An 18,594-nucleotide genomic window follows, 5' to 3' on the forward strand; every position below is an offset into this window, starting at 1 on the left:
TTTAGCCGTAAAGACCTGTCGTGACTGCGGGGCCAAGTCAAGAGACTGCGATGCATTTCGCGCCTGTCATCACAAAAGGTGATAACCGCTTAGCGCGGAGAAAGTCCCTTGCCCTTGCGCGCCCAGACCAGACGGTTCTCTGAAATCTCGGCGCCGACAAGCCCCGAACCCGCCATTGACTTCACATCAATCGCCGCCACCAGATCCCCCGTTGACAACCCGGGCAAGGCCGAAAACGCGTCGAACAGGGCTTCAGCACCACTGGCATCCAAGGGCACCAGCAAGGCCTGACCGTCACTTTGTTTCAGGCGCCATAGCCTGCGGCCCCGCATCCTGACCAAACGAACTTCTATCAGGTCCGCAAGGCTTACAAATCCACCAACCGTTGGACCCATATAGCAAATTTGCGCCTCATCCACGGTGACGACCCCGGGCGCATCCCCATCGGCAGCAAAGCGAATCCGACGCCATCCCAACGTTGCCAGCGCCAGCCCCCCTGCCCCGAAAAGCCCGCCAAGTGGCACCAGAAGATAGCCGCCTTGAGACGCGACCCACAGGCCGAAAAGGCAGACAAGCACCCCGGCAATCACTTCGCGTCCCTGCCACAAGGCCTGCCTTGCCCCGTCGCGGATCACCGCCAATCTCCGAAATTTTGTTGCCAAAGAACAATGGCTGCTATGGCGGCAGTCTCGGCTCGCAAGATGCGAGGCCCAAGGCGCATCGGCCGGATAAAGGACAAGGCCCTGAGCTTTGCCTTTTCCTCATCCGAAAAACCGCCTTCCGGCCCGATCAAGATTGCAGACCGCGTATGGGCAGCAAGTTCGGGCATTATCCCCGCGGCTTCACGCGAAAGCGTTTCATCGGCCCAGAACAATACCCGATTTTCGTTCCAGCCAGAAAGCAAGCGGTCTAGGGTTTGGATGTCGGCGATCTCTGGCACAAAGGTCGCGCCACATTGCTCTGCCGCTTCCACTGCATGCGCCACCTGCTTATCCTGACGCCAACGCTCGGAATTGGTGAATCGCGTCTGCACCGGTATCACCCGACGCACCCCCAGTTCCACGGCTTTCTCCACAATGAAATTCGTGCGGTCTTTCTTTACCGGGCTAAAGACCAGCCACAGATCAGGGGGCAGAAGCTGCGGACGGGCCTGCGATACACAACGCAGAAGTCCGCGCTTTTTTCCGGCGTCTTCGACTGAAGCAATCCACTCGCCGTCTTGGCCGTTGAACAGCAACACATTGGCGCCAACAGGCAAACGCATCACGGCAAAGAGATAATTTGCTTGCTCGGGGCCGACAGCCACCGCTTGCCCCATCCCCAAGGGCTGATCTACAAAAAGCCTGACCTTCGCATCCATAGGCGCAAAACTATGACCCAAATGTCCGAATTGCCAGAGGCCGCAAGCGGAACAGTCTCTGACGCCGTAAAAGGGAACTGGGTCGACCACCTCGCCCCAGAGCGAACTCGCCCCTATTTGCGCCTTTCGCGCGCAGACCGACCCATTGGAACCTGGCTACTTTACATCCCTTGCCTTTGGGGGGTTGCCCTTGCTGCGGCTGCGGGCAACGGCTTTCGCCTGTGGGATCTTTGGCTGGTCACCTCATGCGGCATCGGGGCGTTTCTGATGCGGGGCGCGGGTTGCACATGGAATGACATCACCGATCGCGAGTTTGATGCCGCCGTGGCTCGAACCAAATCCCGCCCAATCCCTTCGGGGCAGGTCACTGTGCGTCAGGCTTTGGTCTGGATGGCCGTGCAGGCCTTGTTGGCCGCTTTGATCCTGTTCACTTACAATATGACCTCTATTTTGCTGGGCGTTCTGTCGCTTGCCCTTGTCGCCATCTACCCGTTTGCCAAACGGTTTACTTGGTGGCCGCAGGTCTTTTTGGGTCTTGCCTTCAACTGGGGCGCCTTGTTGGGATGGGCCGCCCATGCCGGAGAAATATCGGCTTCCACCTTTGCGCTCTACCTCTCTGGCATTGCTTGGACGCTTTATTACGACACGATCTATGCGCATCAGGACAAGGAAGATGATGCGCTGATCGGCGTCAAATCCACCGCCCGGCTTTTTGCCGAAAACTCACGCTGGTGGCTCCGGTTGTTCCTTGCTTTGACAGTCATTCTTCTGGCCGTTGCGGTCATTCTGGCTTTGGTTCCACAAAGAAACCCGTTGCAGATGGTTGTGGGTCTTGCTGCGGCTTGGGGTATTGGTCTGCACATGGCCAGACAGATGGCAAGACTTGATCTCGACAGCCCCGAATCCTGCATGATGACGTTCCGCGCCAACCGCGATGCAGGTCTGATTGCTGCGCTGTTTCTTGCCATAGCCGCGGTCCTGTGATTGATCCTTGCGCTTCCAGCACTTAAGGAAGGCCCATCCTTAAGAATCCCGCGGGTCACACTCGCGGCCAAGACGGACGGCTGGCCTTGCCCAAGCGCATGATCGCGAAACTCAATTCCGGCTATGGCCGCGACATGACCAAAGTCATTCTGGGCCTCGGCGTGTTCGTCGTTGGCGCCATGATTGCCGCCCTTGCCGCCTGGGCGTCCGCTATCGCGATCGAGGCCCGGACGACCGAAGCGGTTCGGTCGAAGATGGTCGAAGCGAATTACCTTTGGGTCAATGTTTCGGCCGATGGCCTGCAACTTCACCTGTCGGGGACAGCGCCGAATGAAGCCGCACGCTTTCGCGCTGTGAACCTGGCGGGGGGCGTTATTGATTCAAGCCGCGTTCGTGACCTGCTGGATGTGGCCCCCGTCAAGGCGATCGAGGCCCCGAAATTTTCGGTCGAAATTCTGCGGAATGATGATGGCATCCAGTTGATTGGGTTGCTTCCAAACAGCAGCGACCCAAAGGCCTTTGTCGCCGAGGCCGAAGCCTTGGACCAGACGACGCCCGTTGCAAACATGCTTGAAACCGCAAACTACCCGCCCTCGGAAGGCTGGGAAGCTGCGTTTGATTTCGGCGTTCGCGCGATGAAACTTTTACCGCGTTCCAAGATTTCGATTGCCGCTGGCCAAGTCGAGGTCAAGGCAATTGCCGATAGTCTTGACCAACAGCGGAGACTGGAAAGCGACTTGGCCCGCGAACGGCCCGAGGGAATTTCGACAAAGATCGAGATTTCCGCACCTCGCCCGGTTTTGACACCCTTTACCCTGCGTTTCGTTGTCGACGCGGATGGCGCTAGATTTGATGCCTGTTCTGCCGACACCGAACGCGCGCGCGACAAGATTCTCGCAGCAGGCGTGGCGGCAGGCGTTGTCGGCAAGGCCAGCTGCACCATCGGTTTGGGCGTGCCATCGCCGTCTTGGGCAGATGCCGCTGTTATGGCCATTTCCAGTGTCGCGAAACTTGGTGCGGCGACGGTTACCTTCTCGGATGCTGACGTTTCACTGGATGCTTCGAATACGGTGTCGCAGGCAGATTTCGACCGTGTCGTTGGAGAGCTTCAATCAAAACTTCCCGAGGTCTTCTCTCTGACCGCGAACCTCGAACGCAAGTCAGATACGGCCGCCGGGCCTGTTGAGTTCACGGCAAAACTGTCTGCCAATGGCGTTGTCGAGTTGCGGGGCCGTCTGACAGATGATCGCCTGCGCGATGCCGTAGACAGCTTTGCCCAAGCCCGCTTTGGCGTTGGAAAAGTGCAGACCCTGACGCGTCTTGACGAAGATCTTCCTGATGGCTGGCCCATCCGTGTGCTTGCCGGTCTGGAAGCGCTGGAGCAAGTGGTTGAAGGCGATCTGCTGGTCAGGATGGATCTGGTGGAATTGAAGGGCGTCACTGGCTCTCAAAGTGCCCGCGACCGCATTTCGCAGATTCTGTCCGACAAGCTGGGCCAAGGCGAGACGTTCCGCATCTCGGTCCGCTATGACGAAGATTTGGATCCGCTTGCCGCCCTGCCGACCCCGGAAGAATGTGCCGAAGATGTGCAAGCCGTCCTGAAAAAGCGCAAGATCACCTTCCCGCCCGGATCGGCTGAGATTGATGGCACAGCCGCCACTATCATGGATGCCTTGGCGGAAGTCCTTTCCGATTGCCCTGCGATCCGCATGGAGATTGCTGGACATACCGACAGCCAAGGCTCGGAAGGCGGAAACCAAGCTCTGTCACAAGCACGGGCCGAAGCAGTTTTGCTTGCCCTTCAGGGACGTGGTGTCGATGTCTCAGGGCTTAGCGCTAGAGGGTATGGTGAAGCGGTTCCAATTGAAGACAATGGAACCGAAGCAGGGCGCGAAGCCAATCGGCGAATTGATTTCACCTTGCTGGAGCAACCTCAGCCCGCACCGACAGATACGCAACCGGCCGGGAACGAAACTTCCGCCGATGGAAATGGCGCTGGTGATCCTAATCCCGAAACCACGGCGAACGCTTCTGACAGCAACGCCACCGACATTCCAGAGACCAATGCCCCTGCCGGTGACGACAACAATTCCGGCGATGCGGTGGTTGCCGGGTCGGCTGCGGAAACCGACAATGACGCGGCACAAGAACTTTCGGAAGACGATAGCCCATCGGTCGCGCCCACCGAAAAGACACGCCGCCCCCTTGCGCGACCATCGCGTGACGGTTAGGCCGAAGATGACCGTTCCGTTATTTGACGCCATCAAGGCCAGTTCATGAACCGTACCGAATTCATCATCGTCACCGCGATCATCCTGATGGCTGCTTTTGCTATGGGCTGGTTCGCGCATTGGCTGATCCACCGATTTGCTCGGGTCTCCGGCGAGGAAATGGGCGAACTTGATCACCTGTCCAGCATGCTTCACGAAGCAGAAGAGGCGCGTGATCAGGCAATCATTTACCTGGAACAGCGCGAAGCAGAACTGATGAACCAGATCACCCAGACAGAAGCCGAGTTGCGCGCTGCGATGGAAGGTCTTCGGGACGCGCGTGCCGAGGCGGAAGAGATGCGCGCCTATATCGAACGCATGCACGCCAACTCTTGACCGATATGGCTTTTCGTTTCAGCCACTTGCCGTAGGCTCGTGGGCCCGCTTATCCTTTGGGCGGATTTGATACGGAGAGATTCATGTATTTTCGCGTTCCCGCCATTCTGTTCGCTCTGTCGCTGCCGCTTGCAGCGGTAGCTGATGAATTCACTGTGCATCTAGAAGAAGCTGAAGCCGCATATCTTGCCGGTGACCTCAAGGGTGCCGCGGCAAAGATCGGCGCTGCAAATTCCTATCTTGGCAAAGTAAAGGCGGATCTGCTGAACGCCCTGATGCCCGCTGCACCAGACGGGTGGACCCAAACGATCAATACCGAATATGCGGCAACACTTGCTATGGCAGGCGGCGGTACCGGTGCCGAGGCGCGCTATGACGGCCCCGATGGCCAATCCGTTACCGTCGGGGTGGTAATGGAGTCCCCTTTGACGGCAATGATGATGAGCATGTTTGGAAACGCTCAAATGCTGGCGATGATGGGCAAGACCGTCGAAGTCGGTGGGGTCACACTGCTTGATCAGGAAAACAGTCTGGTCACCGTGCTGGATCAACGGATCATGGTCACTTTCAATGGCTCAAGCACAGCCCAGCTTTTGCCCTTTGCCGAAGCTGTTGATTTTGAGGCTCTGGCAAGTTTCGACAGCCCGAAATGACCTAAACTCCCGTCATGATCGCATCCATCAGCGGACTGTTGGAATCCGTCAGACCGTCGATGACGTCAAAATGGTGCCTGCCCGGATCGACAGTCCAAGGGCAGGACCACTCTTCCGACAGAACGCGCGCCTGCCAAAGAAACGCAGGGCGTTCATTACCCCCGACCCAAACATGGGCTGAAACTTCCTTCGTTTTGAAGAGATAAGCAGGGCTTTCCGCCAGTGCTTCTTTTTCATCCAGCCTCAGATCTTTGTTCATTTCGGTCGCCATCAGCGGGCGCAAATCGGCCAGGGGAGAAATCGGGACCACACGCGCAACACCGGCCGGACCGTCTTCACAGCCCATCCGCGCAGACAGATGTCCCCCCGCAGAGTGCCCTGTGACGATGATCTTACCCGGCACCAAAGCTGATGACGCCAGTACTGCAGCTCTCAACTCGTTTACCATTTCCCCTATGCGTGCCGTTGGGGCCAAGGTGTAGGACGGCATGGCACAGGCCCATCCTCTCGCCAAAGCGCCAGCGGCCAGATGCGACCAGTCACTTCGATCAAAGGCAAGCCAATATCCCCCGTGAACGAAGACCATCAGTCCCTCGGGTGGCGTTTCCGGAAGGAAGAGGTCAAACTTGTTTCGTTCACTCGGCCCATAGGTCAGACCCAGACGTGCGCGATCCTTCAATTCATGCCGGAAGGCCGACGCAGCAGCCTGCCAGCGTGGAATGAACGCGTCCGCCCCCGGAATGAAGGCCCGGTTGGCATAATCCCGATCTGCCTGACTGCGAAACTCCATCCAGAACTCCAAAATTTGATCAAAATCTGGCTTTATCCTGCCCCTTGAACTGGACAGCGCCTTCCCGCCATGATTTGCATGTGTCCATCCGAAATGGGAGGCCCCAATGCTCGATTCCGTCACCAATCTCGCGTCTCTTCTGAAAGACCCTTCGCTGCTGTGCACCAAAGCCTATGTGGCTGGGGAATGGGTTGACGCTGATGATGGCACGACCTTCGCTGTCACCAACCCGGCCCGTGGCGATGACATCTGCCATGTCCCGAACCTTGGCCGAGCCGAAACCGCCCGCGCCATCGATGCTGCAAATGCGGCGATGAAAGATTGGGCCACCCGCACCGGCAAGGAACGCGCGGCTGTCCTTCGCAAGTGGTATGACCTGATGATGGAAAATCAGGACGATCTGGGCAAGATCCTGACCGCCGAGATGGGCAAGCCGCTGGCTGAAGCCAAGGGCGAAGTCGCCTACGGCGCCAGCTTCATCGAATGGTTTGGCGAAGAGGCAAAGCGCATTTATGGCGAAACCATTCCCGGCCACCAGCGCGACAAGCGCATCACGGTGCTGAAACAGCCGATTGGTGTTGTTGGTTCAATCACGCCTTGGAACTTCCCCAATGCGATGATTGCTCGCAAAGTCGGCCCTGCGCTCGCCGCGGGCTGTGGCTTTGTTGCGCGCCCTGCTGCGGAAACCCCCCTTTCCGCCCTTGCAATGGCTTTGCTGGCCGAACGAGCCGGCCTGCCCAAGGGGATTTTCTCGGTCATCACGTCGAAGAAATCATCGGATATCGGCAAAGAATTCTGCGAAAACCATCTGGTGCGGAAACTTACCTTCACCGGCTCGACCGAAGTTGGCCGTATTCTGCTGCGTCAGGCCGCCGATCAGGTGATGAAATGCTCAATGGAGCTTGGCGGCAACGCCCCCTTCATCGTCTTTGATGACGCCGACCTTGATGCCGCAGTTGCCGGCGCCATGATCTCCAAGTTCCGCAACAACGGTCAGACCTGTGTTTGCGCGAACCGCATTTATGTTCAGGCGGGTGTCTACGATGCCTTTGCCGCGAAATTGAAAGAAGCGGTGGCGAAATCTCGCGTCGGAGACGGCCTAAAGGACGATGTGCAGTTCGGCCCACTGATCAATGAGGCTGCCCTCGATAAGGTCGAGGAGCATTTGAACGATGCCAAGGCTAAAGGCGCAAAGGTTGAAATCGGTGGGGCACGTCATGAACTTGGTGGCAATTTCTACCAACCCACCGTCCTGACCGGCGTGACCGACCAGATGATGGTGACCAACGAAGAAACCTTTGGCCCGCTGGCGCCACTCTTCAAGTTCGAGACCGAGGAAGAAGTGATCGCCAAGGCCAATGCCACGATCTTTGGTCTTGCGTCCTATTTCTATGCCCGAGACATCGGCCGCATCACACGCGTGCAAGAACAACTCGAATATGGCATGGTTGGTGTCAACACCGGCCTGATCTCTACCGAAGTCGCCCCCTTCGGCGGCGTCAAGCAGTCGGGCCTCGGCCGCGAAGGCAGCCGTCATGGGATGGAGGACTATCTGGAGATGAAATACATCTGCCTGTCGATCTGACTTTGGCAGCACTTTCAAGGAAGCGCCCGGTCCTAGCCGGGCGCTTTTGCTTTTCACGAATAGGCCCCCCCGGAATTTGTTACAGCCAAAACTGCTCGATCCCTCCGTCGGGCCTGTGCGCCACGGCACAGACGCGCCTACTGGCAAGTTTCGACCAAGCCCCCTACCTTCTGCTGGTATCAGGGCCCAAGCCGCCACTCTTTTGTAAAAGGACAAGTAATGACCGAGAATTATACTCCACCGAAGGTCTGGACATGGGACAAAGAGAATGGCGGCCAGTGGGCAGGCACGAACCGTCCGATTGCCGGCGCCACACATGAGAAAGAACTCCCGGTTGGGAAGCATCCTCTCCAGCTTTACTCACTGGCGACCCCGAATGGCGTCAAGATTGGTGTCATGCTGGAAGAACTGCTCGCCCTTGGACATACGGGTGCGGAATATGATGCTTGGCTGATCGACATTGGCAAGGGCGACCAGTTTGGCTCTGGCTTTGTTGAGGTCAATCCGAACTCCAAGATCCCCGCATTGATGGATCACTCGGTCTCGCCGCCGCAACGCGTTTTCGAATCTGGCAGTATCCTTGTTTACCTCGCCGAAAAGTTCGGGGCGCTCATACCAAAGCATCCCGCTGGACGCACAGAGTGCATGTCTTGGCTTTTCTGGCAAATGGGCAGCGCCCCTTATCTGGGCGGTGGCTTCGGCCATTTCTATGCATATGCCCCCTATAAGATGGAATACCCCATCAACCGCTTCGCGATGGAAACGAAACGCCAGCTTGATGTGCTGGACCGCCATCTTGCTGAGAACGACTGGATGGCCGGCGGCGAGTATTCAATCGCCGACATCGCGATCTGGTCTTGGTACGGAAACCTTGTGCTTGGCCGTGCCTATAACGCCGCCGAATTCTTGGACGTAACCAGCTACAAGCATGTCCTTCGCTGGGCGCAGACCATTGACGCTCGCCCCGCCGTCATACGCGGCCGGAAGGTCAACCGTAGTTGGGGAGAAGACTGGGAAAAGCTGCCCGAACGCCACGACGCCAAGGATTTTGACGCGCTTCCTGCCAAGCCCTGATCGGTCAGGATTTCATCTGTTCAAAAGTGTTCCCGGGCAAAGGTCTTTCGGCCAAACCGAAATTCGGCCCGGGGGCAGACAGCTCCGGCTATCCTTAGCCTTCAAAATGCTTTGAAGGTCATTGTCGTCAGGGTCCGACTGATGCCAGGAATATCAAACAAGCGCGACGAAAGATAATGACCGACATCTTCTTCGTCCGGAATGTAAACCTTTGCAATCAGGTCATATTCTCCGCTTGTCGAATACATCTCGGATACGATCTCCCGATCCCAAATCGCATCGGCAACCTCGTAAGTCTTGCCGGGGGTGCAGCGGAACTGAACGAATACGCAGCGCATCGGGGCCTCCTCAATTTCCGCGACCCTAACCTTTTGCAGCCAGCTGGAAAAGTCGTATCTGCACCATGGAAGCAAGCCGACTACGGCGTCAGTCGGTTTCCGTCTTCAAGACCATCGGGACGTTCACGGGTCGAAGATCGGCCACACCTAGGGTCGACTTTGGAAGCGCGAGGCGGCTGCGGACAACCCAGAAAAGACGCTTTTCTGCCCGCGTGATTGCAACATAGGCCAGCCGCTTCCACAGCGGGACGCCTGCCTCGCTTCGCCCGGCCTGCGCTGCCGCCCAAAGGTCTGGCGCAAAAACCTGAACGTTTTCCCACTGCGACCCTTGTGCTTTGTGGATCGTAACCGCAGCACCGTGCAAGAAGGCCGCACCCATCCGCGCCGCACTGGGGATGAACGGTTCTTCTTCGTCTGGCCGTTCGATCTTGATGATACTGGCAGCACTGACTTGCGGATCATCGGCCCCGACAACGTGCAATTTGGCAAAACCGTCCCGATTGCCCGGGCCCATATAAATCACCTGAGCGCCTTTGATGAGGCCACGCGCCTCCAGATCAATGCGCTTCTTGCGATGTTTCAACGGCAGCTCAATCCCATCGCAGATCAGCGGTTCGCCAGGCAGCAACGCATCCGATGCGGCACCATGCGCTGCCCGGAAAGCCGTAATCATCTTGATCCGCGTGACATTCCGCCAAACCAGTGCTGGCGAACGGGCCATCATGTCGGCATCCAGCCGTTCCGCCCAGACCACCCGATCATCGCGTCGGGCAGCCGCTTCGACCATTCGCTCAAACGCCTCAAACCCCAGATCCGGATCAGCCAAAGCATGAGCAAGATCTAGGATCGGATTATCCTCTGCCTGCCGATGAATGCGGTTGAGCATCAGCTTGCGGTTCTCGGCCAGCTTGTCGAAAACCATGCTGCCGGATTGCCCCACCGGCGCCAGCTGGGCAGGATCACCGAAAAGGATCAAGGTTGGAAAAATCTCGCGAAGGTCTTCGAACTGCCGTTCGTCGAGCATGCTGCTCTCGTCGATGAAGCCCACATCCAATGGATCTTCGCGGCGCTTCCATCCCTTGATGAAATCCGAGCCACGTAAACCAGCGGCCGCTAATGCTCCGGGAATAGAGGCCACCTGCTGAAAAAAGGCAAAGGCGCGGTCCAAAGCCCCCTCGGCCAGCCCTTCGATTTCCGGGCGTGTCCCGTTGCCGGTCAACCATTCGGCAATGCGCTCGTATTGAGGATCGTAAACAGGGGTATAAAGAATTCGGTGGATGGTCGTCGCAGGAACGCCCCGCATCCGCAAAACACTTGCAGCCTTGTTGGTGGGGGCAAGAACTGCCAAAGTCCTGCGGTCTTTCTTCTTTTTCCCTTCATAATCGCCCGAGATCAGATCGACGCCCGCATCTACCAAAGCCCTTGTCATCTGCGCCAGCAAAAGCGTCTTGCCAGATCCAGCCTTCCCCATGACGGCAAGCACGGCCGACTTGCCGTCACTTATCGGACTTAAAACACCATCGTCTATATCGATGCCCGCTGAACGCAACAATTCGGCCACCGCATCATGTGCGTGGGCCTGATCAGGGGAGAGTTGGAAAGAAGGCATAACGGAAGTCATCCCGCGCAACATAGGCGCTGCGCGGCCGGGCTGCCAGAGCGAATAGCTCAGTTTGGTCGGCCACGCGGAGTGCCTCCAGCGCCGCCCCTCAAGGAATCGGTTTCTTCGTCTTCCAAACCGACTTCCAGACGAGCGACACGCAATGCTTCCTCGGCTTTGGTTGCCGTTGCTAGCAAACCGTTCTGCAATGCATAGGCACGGAGATCTTCCAGTACTTCAAATATCCAATCATGACGCATAAGACTTCGTTCCTACATGTACCCCAAGCCTACACTCGTGTTTAAGATGAGGATACTGGTTGATCCAGCAACGATCCGTTGCCAATCATCCGCTAATCCTCAGCACGCGCCCAAATAAAATGCCGTCGGCAGAGACCCGCCGACGGCTTTCGATTTTCCCAGTCGTCATTAACCCAAGCACACAGGGGCAGGCTTAAGGAGATTAGCCCCTCTTGCTCGCCTCAAGAGTGTCTTCAAAAGTCCGCAGACCTGTATGCGGAGCCTGAACCAGAACGGCCATGTTGCCGGGCTTATGCTGGTTTTTCCACATCTTGGTATGAGCCTTCGGAATATCTGCCCAAGGGAAGACTTCGGACATGCAGGGATCAAGACGCCGCTCGCACATCAGTCGGTTGGCACTTGCGGCCTGCTTCAAGTTGGCGAAATGGCTGCCCTGAAGGCGCTTTTGGTGCATCCACATATACCGCACGTCAAAGGTGCAGTTAAAGCCGCTGGTGCCGGCACAGATCACAACCATGCCGCCTTTTTTCACCACCAACGACGACACCGGGAAGGTTGCCTCACCGGGATGCTCGAACACCATATCGACGTTCACACCCTTGCCCGTGATATCCCAAATCGCCTTTCCGAACTTGCGGGCCTCTTTCAGCCATTCGTTATATTCCGGCGTGTTGACCTTGGGCAGTTGGCCCCAGCATTTGAAATCGTTGCGATTGATGACGCCTTTGGCTCCCATCGACATCACAAAATCACGCTTGGTTTCGTCCGAGATCACACCGATAGCGTTCGCGCCGGCAGTATTGGCCAACTGGATCGCATAAGATCCCAAGCCTCCCGAAGCCCCCCAAACAAGCACGTTCTGTCCCGGCTTCAGCTCATGTGGATGATGCCCAAACAACATCCGATAAGCCGTGGCGAGTGTCAAAGTGTAGCAGGCGCTTTCTTCCCAAGTCAGGTGCTTGGGACGCGGCATCAGTTGCTGTGCCTGCACACGGGTAAACTGGGCGAAAGAACCGTCATGGGTCTCATAGCCCCAGATCCGCTGGCTCGGAGAGAACATCGGATCGCCGCCGTTGCACTCCTCATCATCGCCGTCGTCCTGATTGCAGTGGATCACCACCTCGTCGCCAACTTTCCAGCGCTTCACCTTGTCACCGACCGCCCAAACGATGCCAGACGCGTCAGAGCCCGCGATGTGGTAGGGTTGCTTATGGCCATCGAACGGGCTGATCGGCACGCCCAAACCGGCCCAAACGCCGTTGTAATTCACGCCCGCAGCCATCACCAACACCAGCACTTCATGGCTGTCGATGGACCAAGTGTCGACCACTTCCTGCTGCATCGCGACTTCTGGCTCGCCATGACGCTCACGACGAATGGCCCACGCATACATCTGCTTCGGCACATGGCCCAAGGGCGGCATTTCGCCCAGTTCATAAAGGTCTTTCTTGGGCGCGTCATAGGCAACGATAGCGCTCTGCGTGTCCAAAGCCATTTGGGCCTCCATTCGGATCAAAATCGCGCCGCACCGCAGAATCGGACGGCTCACAACCATACGGATATGGCTCGCCGCGCAACATTGCAATAGGATTAAAGTCTATTTTTGTAATTTTATGTCCGCGGCATCGCAGAAAGTTCACGCTATGGCGCAGAATTCGGCATCGAATAGCCAAGCCTTTGCCGGATCGATGCCGCGTAGAAGGTCAAGAGATCCCTCATCTCGGCTCTCGGTCGGCCCTCCGAATCCAAAACACCGCGTAGCTGAAGCATCGCTCGTCCTTCATTTTCAGCCTGAGAAAGGCCGCCGGGCGGAAGCTTCAGAACCGCGCCTTTGTCCTTCAGTTGCCCCACGAGTTCCGCAATCGTGCAATCCAACACCAAGGATGCCGCCACCAAGGGTACGGGCAGAACTGGCACAGCCGCCTCGACATCTGCCATCAGCTTAGTGGAAAACCCCTCCAGATCACCGCCAGACAGGCGCCAGTCCCGCATCGAAAGAGGCGCGCCGAACCCCGCACCAGCAGTTCCGTACAAATATTTCCGGCCTCCTGCACGCCGTGCAGCGATGCGCAGGGCATCCCACACAATCTTCCACAACCGGGGGCGAAACCGACGTTCTCCTGTCTTTGCTGCGCGCAACAGAAGCGCATCTTCCAAGACTCTGTCGTAAGCTAGCCCCACTGGCACAAAGACAACGTCGCGCCCATCCGGGCTCCATCCAGACCAGATATATGACAACAGGCCAAGTTTGGCTTTGCCCACCCGGCCATCAAGGCTCAGGCCGCCTTCAGGAAAGACAGCCTGTACAGCGCCCTCGCTTGTCGCCATTTGGACATAGCGAGCTAGAACCCTGCGATAGAGGGGGGTGCGGCTGTTTCGACGGATGAAATACGCGCCCGACGCCCGTATCAAAGCGCTAAGTGGCCAAACGCGCGCCCATTCTCCCACCGCATAAGAAATCGCAACCCGGCCCGATACCAGCCAAGTTACCAGCACATAGTCCATGTTACTGCGGTGATTCATCACCAGGACAACGCTCGCGCTGCGGTCGACGGCTGCGAGTTCAGTAGCCACCTTTCCAACCCGAACGCGAAAGAACACTGCCGAGAGCCATCGCGCCGCCTTAATCGCAAACCCAAAGTAAATCAGCGCCGAGAAGCCTGGGACGATCTCGCGCGCGTAGCGTCTTGCTTCTTCCAGCGCCACTTCGCCCGTCACGCCCGTTTCCGCCGCGTGATCCGCGACGGCCTCAAGAACCTTCGGGTCGTACAAAAGCCGCACCACCCAGTCGTGCCGGCTCATCAGCTTGAAAGGCTCGATCTTTCGGTCCAATCGCGCATTCACACGCGCGACCAACCTTTCCACCCGCCCGCGCAAGAGCCAACGGAATCCAGGCCCGATGATACGTTCCAATGCAGCGATCGCAGCGAGTAGTCCCGCGATCAAAAGCAGCCAGACCGGAATTTCCACTGTGTTGAACATTTCGTCAGCCTAGCCGATCCCCTCACCAAGACAACGGTCTTCCAGAATTGCTTTCGCCATCCCGCAACTGTTCAAAGTATCTTCGGCGGAAGACATTTCACTGGGAAGATCCCTTGTTCAGCAGACAGCGCCAGCCTTTTCGCCGCACCGCAAAAAATGCCGCAACGCGGCGAATTGACATCGCCAGATTCTTTCCCTTATTTATTCCAGGACGAAACAAAATTGCGCGCAGCCGACTCGGGAGCTTCCAGATGGCCCAAGACAAACCCTGGCTTTTCCGCACATATGCGGGGCATTCGACAGCGGCGGCCTCCAATGCACTTTATCGCACGAACCTGTCCAAAGGGCAGACCGGCCTTTCCGTTGCTTTCGATCTGCCGACGCAAACCGGCTATGACAGCGACGACTCCCGCGCCAAGGGTGAGGTCGGAAAGGTTGGTGTTCCAGTCGCGCATTTGGGCGACATGCGGGCGCTGTTCGACCAGATCCCGCTTGAGCAGATGAACACTTCGATGACGATCAACGCCACAGCCCCGTGGCTACTCGCTCTCTATATTGCAGTCGCAGAGGAACAGGGCGCAGACATTTCGAAGCTCAATGGCACCGTTCAGAACGATCTGATCAAGGAATACCTTTCTCGCGGAACCTATATCTGCCCGCCAAAACCCAGCCTGCGGATGATCACCGATGTCGCGGCCTATACCCGCGAACATCTGCCCAAGTGGAACCCGATGAACGTCTGCTCGTACCATCTCCAAGAGGCAGGGGCGACACCGGAACAAGAACTCGCCTTTGCGCTTGCGACAGGTGTCGCCGTTCTCGACGATCTAAAGAGCAAGGTTCCCGCAGAACACTTCCCCGAAATGGTCGGTCGTATCTCTTTCTTCGTGAATGCCGGAATCCGTTTCGTCACCGAGATGTGCAAGATGCGCGCATTTGTCGACTTGTGGGACGAAATCTGCGAAACTCGCTTTGGGGTCACCGAGGCGAAGTACCGCCGCTTCCGCTATGGTGTGCAGGTTAACAGCCTTGGCCTGACCGAGCAGCAGCCCGAAAACAACGTCTATCGCATCCTGATCGAGATGCTGGCCGTGACACTTTCGAAAAAGGCCCGTGCCCGCGCAGTGCAACTTCCCGCATGGAACGAGGCACTGGGTCTGCCCCGCCCATGGGATCAGCAGTGGTCATTGCGTATGCAGCAGATTCTCGCTTATGAGACCGATCTTCTGGAATATGATGATCTCTTTGACGGCAACCCGGCGATCGACCGCAAGGTCGAAGCGCTGAAACAAGGGGCGCGCGAAGAACTGGCAACCATCGACGCCATGGGGGGCGCTGTGGCGGCCATCGAATACATGAAGAACCGGCTGGTTGAGGCGAATTCAGAACGCCTCGCCAGGATCGAGACGAAGGAAACCACCGTCGTTGGCGTGAATCGCTTTACGACCACGGAGCCCTCTCCTCTGACCACCGGCGATGGCGCGATCATGACCTGCGATCCGGCTGCCGAGGCCGACCAGATCACCCGCCTGATCGCGTGGCGCGCCAGCCGCGACGCTGTCGCCGTCAAAGCCGCGCTCGACCAACTGACCGCCGCCTGTGCTAGCGGTGAGAACGTCATGCCTGCTTCGATCGCCTGCGCCCGCGCGGGCGCTACCACGGGCGAATGGGCCGCCGTGATCCGCAGAGCCTTTGGCGAATACCGCGCGCCCACGGGCGTCTCGCGCAACCCCTCAAATCGGACCGAGGGACTTGAACCGATCCGTGACGCCGTGGCGACTGTTTCGGCCAAACTGGGGCGCCAGTTGAAATTCCTTGTCGGCAAACCCGGCCTCGACGGCCATTCCAACGGCGCCGAACAGATTGCCGCCCGTGCACGCGACTGCGGCATGGACATTCATTATGAAGGCATCCGCCTGACCCCTGAGGAAATCGTCGCCGCCGCCGCAGATCAGGAAGCACATGTCGTTGGCCTCTCAATCTTGTCTGGGAGCCATATCCCTTTGATCGAGGAAACAATGCAGCGGATGCGCGATGCTGGCCTGTCGGACATTCCCGTGGTCGTCGGCGGCATCATCCCGGATGAGGATGCAGCGAAGCTTCGTACGATGGGCGTGGCCGCCGTCTACACACCCAAAGATTTCGAACTGAATCGGATTATGTTGGACATTGTAACGCTGGTCGATTCCGCACCTCTCGCAGCCGAGTAGTTGCTTAGGATCAAAGTGAGAGATGATTCTTTACGGTAAGCTCCTGCTACCCAATTGGAGGGCGGGATGTTGCAAAGTGTTAGAAACTTCATTGAGCGGTGGCGCGACGCAAAGGCCGTTGAGGCCATGTCCGAGCGGGAATTGGCGGAACTGGGTATGCGCCGTGATCAAGTACTCAATTTCCTGCGAATGCCCCCGGATACGCCTGACCGGGTCGTGGCAATGGCACGCGTCTTTGGCCTCACGGCGGGGGAAGTGAAAGCTGATCACGCCGAATGGCTTGATTTGCTTGAGACCTGTAGCCAATGCGGTGACCGGGGTGCCTGTGCTTTGACTCTTTCCAAGGGTGATCTGGCAGGCCCGAGGGACGCAGAGTATTGCCCAAATAAGTCTGCCTTTGAGTCCCACTGGCTTAAAGCTTGACGCTTGGGATTTCCCGCCAAAGCGGCCTCGTTTTCGCTTGTCGCTGACAGGCACCTTTGCCATGTTTGATCGTTGGTTGGGTTTACCGCTCATTTGTAATCAGACTGAGCGCCAGGCATAGAGCGGGGATCAAATGACTTTCCATATAGGGGCACAGCCGGGCCAGATTGCAGATACAGTCCTTCTGCCGGGCGATCCGTATCGTGCCCGCTGGGCCGCGGAACGATTTCTGGAAGACCCCGTTCTGGTCAGCGAAACGCGGGGGATGCTTGGCTATACAGGAACGTGGGAAGGTCACCGAGTGACCATCCATGGAACCGGCATGGGCCAGCCTTCCATTTCCATCTATGTGAACGAACTGATCCGGGATTACGACGCTCAAACTTTGATTAGGGTTGGGTCTTGTGGGGCATTGCAAGAGGATGTCGCCGTCCGCGACATTGTACTCGCACAAGCCGCGTCGACCATATCTGGCCCTTCCAGCACCATTTTCCGTGAGATCAACTTCGCGCCAGTTGCAGACTTCATTCTGTTGGCCAAGGCATTTGCAGCAGCCAATGGAAAGGCACATGTCGGCGGAATTCTGACTTCGGACACCTTCTACGACGAACGGGAAGACCTGTCTCAGCAGTTGCAGCGGCATGGATGTCTCGCAATAGAAATGGAAACAGCCGAGCTTTATACCCTCGCCGCAAGGTATCAGCGTCGTGCGCTTTCTGTCTTAACGGTTTCCGATCATATTCTGACGGGGGAAGCCTTACCCTCTGACCAAAGGGAAAGCAGCTTTGCCGAAATGATCGAGATTGCCCTTCACGCGGCCTTTGACTGAAGCCACCTCTCGACCCATCTTGCTGCACTTGTTATTGAATTGTGCCTGTCAGACCAAAGACAAAGGCCGCTTTCAAGCGTAAGCCTATCGGCAAACGGGGCGACCAAACGGCCAGATTGTAGATATTTTTCCACCATCGCCCGACGGCCCATTAGCACACCTGCGCCATTGATAGCCTCCTCTACAGCTAGCGCGTAAAGTGAAAATACAGGCCCACGCGGGACAATTCCTTTACCCGGCGCAGCCATCGACAGCCACGCGGACCAGTCATTGATCCATGACGCATCCGACAGGCAGTTCACTTTCTCAAGGCTCTCCACATCGTTTAGCCGCTCGGCCACTTCCGCGGTACAAACTGGAAAAATCTCATCTCTTCCGAAAGGCTGAGTGACCTCGTCCAAGTAAAAAAGACAAAGATCAAACGGCGCGCGCTTTAGGTTTGGCGGGGCTTCCATCGCCGTGATGGAGATGGAAATGTCAGGCGCAAGTGCCCGTATCTCGGGAAGTCTTGGCGAAAGCCAAAGCTGCGCGATCGCAGGCAAAGTGGCAATGTGAACTGTTTTTGGAGCGGCTTCATCTCTCAGCCGCTTTGATGCCGACGCCAAAGCATCAAATGCAGCAGAAATTTCAGGCAGCATCCTTTTGGCCAATGGTGTCAATGCAACGCCTCTGGCACCTCGTTGGAACAGCTTTGCGCCCAATATCTCTTCCAACCCCTTGATATGGGCCGTCACGGCCCCCGGCGTCACACCAAGTTCGACGCCTGCTGCGGAAAAGCCTCCCAACCGCGCAGCCGCTTCAAAAGCTCGCAGCGCGGATAGCGGTAGATCTTTTGGGCGAGGAGGGGCTACAGGCAAAACAGACTCACTTTTTCTAAGCCTAGAATTTCAAAAAACTGAT

Annotated in this window: 18 protein-coding genes; 9 read left to right on the plus strand and 9 right to left on the minus strand. The window is 57.3% G+C overall.

Annotated elements, in window-relative coordinates:
* Positions 1–89: 89 nt before the first annotated feature.
* The gene (locus tag ACSBLW_RS09470; RefSeq protein WP_435259959.1) at positions 90–641 is read right to left on the minus strand and encodes a hypothetical protein; all 552 of its coding nucleotides are present in this window, start codon (positions 639–641) and stop codon (positions 90–92) included.
* On the minus strand, positions 632–1,360 hold the full coding sequence (locus ACSBLW_RS09475) for a 16S rRNA (uracil(1498)-N(3))-methyltransferase (RefSeq protein ID WP_435259960.1): 729 nt from the start codon (positions 1,358–1,360) through the stop codon (positions 632–634). Before ACSBLW_RS09475 ends, ACSBLW_RS09470 begins: the two co-directional genes overlap by 10 nt.
* A gap of 12 nt (positions 1,361–1,372) precedes the next feature.
* On the opposite strand from ACSBLW_RS09475, the gene ubiA reads away from it, so the two are divergent.
* The 4 genes from ubiA to ACSBLW_RS09495 all read left to right on the plus strand — a co-directional run bounded on the left by ubiA (position 1,373) and on the right by ACSBLW_RS09495 (position 5,603).
* Entirely contained in the window at positions 1,373–2,344 is a 972-nt protein-coding gene (ubiA, locus tag ACSBLW_RS09480; RefSeq protein WP_435259961.1) for a 4-hydroxybenzoate octaprenyltransferase, read from the plus strand.
* A gap of 98 nt (positions 2,345–2,442) precedes the next feature.
* A complete protein-coding gene (locus ACSBLW_RS09485; protein ID WP_435259962.1) occupies positions 2,443–4,575 on the plus strand; it encodes an OmpA family protein in 2,133 nt (710 codons plus the stop codon).
* 45 nt (positions 4,576–4,620) lie between these two features.
* On the plus strand, positions 4,621–4,950 hold the full coding sequence (locus ACSBLW_RS09490; RefSeq protein WP_435259963.1) for a hypothetical protein: 330 nt from the start codon (positions 4,621–4,623) through the stop codon (positions 4,948–4,950).
* Between the two features lie 83 nt (positions 4,951–5,033).
* On the plus strand, positions 5,034–5,603 hold the full coding sequence (locus ACSBLW_RS09495; protein WP_435259964.1) for a hypothetical protein: 570 nt from the start codon (positions 5,034–5,036) through the stop codon (positions 5,601–5,603).
* Between the two features lies 1 nt (position 5,604).
* On the opposite strand, the gene ACSBLW_RS09500 is transcribed toward ACSBLW_RS09495, so the two are convergent.
* Positions 5,605–6,393: an alpha/beta hydrolase gene (locus tag ACSBLW_RS09500; RefSeq protein ID WP_435259965.1), complete on the minus strand. Its 789-nt coding sequence runs from the start codon at positions 6,391–6,393 to the stop codon at positions 5,605–5,607.
* 106 nt (positions 6,394–6,499) lie between these two features.
* Here ACSBLW_RS09500 and ACSBLW_RS09505 point away from each other — a divergent pair, with 106 nt between their 5' ends.
* Both ACSBLW_RS09505 and yghU read left to right on the plus strand, forming a co-directional pair.
* Positions 6,500–7,978 (plus strand): NAD-dependent succinate-semialdehyde dehydrogenase, encoded by a 1,479-nt coding sequence (locus ACSBLW_RS09505; RefSeq protein WP_435259966.1) that lies wholly within the window; start codon positions 6,500–6,502, stop codon positions 7,976–7,978.
* 219 nt (positions 7,979–8,197) lie between these two features.
* Positions 8,198–9,052: a glutathione-dependent disulfide-bond oxidoreductase gene (yghU, locus tag ACSBLW_RS09510; RefSeq protein ID WP_435259967.1), complete on the plus strand. Its 855-nt coding sequence runs from the start codon at positions 8,198–8,200 to the stop codon at positions 9,050–9,052.
* A 101-nt stretch (positions 9,053–9,153) separates the two neighbouring features.
* Here yghU and ACSBLW_RS09515 read toward each other — a convergent pair whose 3' ends face one another.
* From ACSBLW_RS09515 to ACSBLW_RS09535, 5 genes are all read right to left on the minus strand, one after another.
* A complete protein-coding gene (locus ACSBLW_RS09515; RefSeq protein WP_435259968.1) occupies positions 9,154–9,390 on the minus strand; it encodes an Lrp/AsnC ligand binding domain-containing protein in 237 nt (78 codons plus the stop codon).
* An 88-nt stretch (positions 9,391–9,478) separates the two neighbouring features.
* A complete protein-coding gene (locus ACSBLW_RS09520; RefSeq protein WP_435259969.1) occupies positions 9,479–11,011 on the minus strand; it encodes an ATP-dependent DNA helicase in 1,533 nt (510 codons plus the stop codon).
* A gap of 47 nt (positions 11,012–11,058) precedes the next feature.
* Positions 11,059–11,250: a hypothetical protein gene (locus ACSBLW_RS09525; protein WP_435259970.1), complete on the minus strand. Its 192-nt coding sequence runs from the start codon at positions 11,248–11,250 to the stop codon at positions 11,059–11,061.
* A gap of 202 nt (positions 11,251–11,452) precedes the next feature.
* A complete protein-coding gene (gene ccrA, locus ACSBLW_RS09530) occupies positions 11,453–12,745 on the minus strand; it encodes a crotonyl-CoA carboxylase/reductase (protein ID WP_435259971.1) in 1,293 nt (430 codons plus the stop codon).
* A gap of 146 nt (positions 12,746–12,891) precedes the next feature.
* Positions 12,892–14,232 (minus strand): 1-acyl-sn-glycerol-3-phosphate acyltransferase, encoded by a 1,341-nt coding sequence (locus ACSBLW_RS09535; protein ID WP_435259972.1) that lies wholly within the window; start codon positions 14,230–14,232, stop codon positions 12,892–12,894.
* A gap of 251 nt (positions 14,233–14,483) precedes the next feature.
* On the opposite strand from ACSBLW_RS09535, the gene ACSBLW_RS09540 reads away from it, so the two are divergent.
* The 3 genes from ACSBLW_RS09540 to deoD all read left to right on the plus strand — a co-directional run bounded on the left by ACSBLW_RS09540 (position 14,484) and on the right by deoD (position 17,694).
* Positions 14,484–16,442 carry a protein meaA gene (locus ACSBLW_RS09540; RefSeq protein ID WP_435259973.1) on the plus strand — a complete coding sequence of 653 codons (1,959 nt, stop codon included), beginning with the start codon at positions 14,484–14,486 and terminating at the stop codon, positions 16,440–16,442.
* Between the two features lie 66 nt (positions 16,443–16,508).
* A complete protein-coding gene (locus ACSBLW_RS09545; RefSeq protein WP_435259974.1) occupies positions 16,509–16,865 on the plus strand; it encodes a DUF6455 family protein in 357 nt (118 codons plus the stop codon).
* A 133-nt stretch (positions 16,866–16,998) separates the two neighbouring features.
* A complete protein-coding gene (gene deoD / locus ACSBLW_RS09550) occupies positions 16,999–17,694 on the plus strand; it encodes a purine-nucleoside phosphorylase (RefSeq protein ID WP_435259975.1) in 696 nt (231 codons plus the stop codon).
* Here the strand turns inward: deoD and ACSBLW_RS09555 are convergent.
* Positions 17,676–18,551, minus strand: a complete 876-nt coding sequence (locus tag ACSBLW_RS09555) for a LysR family transcriptional regulator (RefSeq protein WP_435259976.1) — start codon at positions 18,549–18,551, stop codon at positions 17,676–17,678. The genes deoD and ACSBLW_RS09555 overlap by 19 nt on opposite strands.
* Positions 18,552–18,594: the final 43 nt, after the last annotated feature.

It is taken from the genome of Thioclava sp. FR2 (assembly GCF_051200875.1).
In the GTDB taxonomy this organism is placed as follows: Bacteria; Pseudomonadota; Alphaproteobacteria; order Rhodobacterales; family Rhodobacteraceae; genus Pseudotabrizicola.